General features: G+C 65.4%; 2 protein-coding genes. Both read left to right on the forward strand.

The features are described 5' to 3' along the window. The first annotated feature begins 2 nt into the window (after positions 1-2). Positions 3-917, forward strand: a complete 915-nt coding sequence (locus DT23_RS17615) for a 2-dehydro-3-deoxygalactonokinase (protein WP_038133491.1) — start codon at positions 3-5, stop codon at positions 915-917. Beyond that, on the forward strand, positions 914-1489 hold a 576-nt coding region (locus DT23_RS17620; protein WP_038133492.1), incomplete at its 3' end, for a 2-dehydro-3-deoxy-6-phosphogalactonate aldolase. The genes DT23_RS17615 and DT23_RS17620, both read left to right, overlap by 4 nt.

The raw sequence follows: 1489 nt of genomic DNA on the forward strand, positions 1-1489 counted from the left end.
CTATGACAGCTCTGGAAGCCGACGAAAGCCCCGACTGGATCGCTGCGGATTGGGGCACGACGCATCTGCGCCTTTGGGTGATGCACGGCGACAAGGTGCTGTCCAAGCGCAGTTGTGATCAGGGGATGGGGCGGCTGGAGCCTGCGCAATTCGGTCCCGTTCTGGAAGCCGAGATCGCGCAGTTTGACACTGATCTGTCGGGGCTTCCGGTGATCGCCTGCGGCATGGTCGGCTCGCGTCAAGGCTGGGCCGAGGCGCCCTATCGCGCGACACCGACCGATCCGCGCGCGCAACTAATCTTGGTGCCAGATCACGCCGCCCGCCCGGTCTATATCGCCTGCGGTCTTCGCCAAGATGATCCGCCCGATGTTATGCGCGGCGAAGAAACGCAGATCGCGGGGCTGCTGGCCCAGTCCCCCGATTTTGATGGCGTTGTTTGTCTGCCCGGCACGCATACCAAATGGGTGCGGCTGCGCGCGGGCCGGATCGAGCGGTTTCAAAGCTGCATGACGGGCGAGCTGTTCGAGTTGCTCTCGCAGCATTCGGTGCTGCGCCATACGCTGGATGCTGACGGCTCGGATCTGTCCGCTTTTGATGCCGCCTGCGCCGAGGCATTGGCCGACCCCGCAAGCGCCTATGGCGGGCTATTCGCTTTGCGCGCAGGCGCATTGCTCAACAATCTTGATCCGGTTAGTGCTGCCGCGCGCCTGTCGGGCTTGCTGATCGGCTGGGAACTTGCCGCGACCCGCGAGCTTTGGTCTGGCCAGTCTGCCGCGTTGATCGGCAACCCCAAGCTCGCCGCGCTTTACGCCCGCGCGCTGGGCGTGAATGGCGTGAAGACGCAAGATTTCCCGACCGAACCCACCACCCTCGCCGGGCTGCACGCCGCCTGGCAAACCATCGGAGCCTGCCCATGAGCCGCCCCCTAATCGCCATTCTGCGCGGGATCACCCCGCCCGACGCGCTGCCTGTCACCCAAGCCCTGATTGAGGCCGGCATCACCCGCATCGAGGTGCCGCTGAACTCGCCCGATCCGCTGACCAGCATCAAGGCGATGGTGGATCGTTTTGGCACGCAGGCCGATATCGGCGCGGGCACTGTGCTCACCCCCGAGCAGGTGCGCGACGTCGCGGCCACGGGGGCGCGGCTGATCGTGTCGCCCAATTGCGATCCAGCGGTGATTGGCGAAACCAAGACTGCAGGGCTGCAAAGCTATCCCGGCGTAATGACCCCGACCGAGGCGTTCGCTGCAATTGCTGCGGGGGCGGATGCGCTCAAACTGTTTCCCGGTGAGTTGATCGGGCCGGTGGGCTTGCGCGCGATGTCTGCGGTCTTGCCGCGCGAGATGGCGCTTTATGCCGTGGGCGGGGTCTCGGTTGAGAATATGGCCGATTGGCAGCGCGCCGGGGCTGCGGGTTTCGGCATTGGCGGCGCGATTTACCGTCCCGGTGATAGCGCCGAGACCGTTTCGCAAAAGGCGCGCGCCCTC

The sequence above is a fragment of the Thioclava indica genome, assembly GCF_000714545.1.
GTDB lineage: Bacteria > Pseudomonadota > Alphaproteobacteria > Rhodobacterales > Rhodobacteraceae > Thioclava > Thioclava indica.